This is a genomic window from Curtobacterium sp. MCBA15_005 (assembly GCF_001864855.1).
In the GTDB taxonomy this organism is placed as follows: Bacteria; Actinomycetota; Actinomycetes; order Actinomycetales; family Microbacteriaceae; genus Curtobacterium; species Curtobacterium flaccumfaciens.
Map to the genome: position 1 here is coordinate 337837 of NZ_MJGL01000003.1, position 270 is coordinate 338106.

At 67.0% G+C, this 270-nt stretch carries 1 protein-coding gene; it reads right to left on the reverse strand.

Going from position 1 to position 270, the window contains the following annotated elements:
- Window positions 1-35: 35 nt before the first annotated feature.
- Window positions 36-191: a hypothetical protein gene (locus BIU89_RS18355; RefSeq protein ID WP_163343611.1), complete on the reverse strand. Its 156-nt coding sequence runs from the start codon at window positions 189-191 to the stop codon at window positions 36-38.
- Between the last annotated feature and the right edge of the window lie 79 nt (window positions 192-270).

Sequence of the window (270 nt, forward strand, 5' to 3'; positions counted from 1 at the left end):
ACTCGACCTCTTCTGCTCACTGAATGACGACGGCGTCAGTCGGCGGGCTTCGTCGGGACGTCGTCGGCGTCGATCTCGAGCGCTGCCGGCTCGCCGCCCTGTTCCTCCAGGGTGTCCTGGTCGGTGTCGGGCTGCTCCGGCGACTCGCTCTGGGTGGTCTCTTCGGCTGGGTCAGGCTGGCTGTAGCTCATGCGCCGGACGGTACGCCCGGGTTCCTGAACAGCTGCAAGCTCGACGCCGGAGACCCCTGGTGAGCAGCAATGGTCGAGT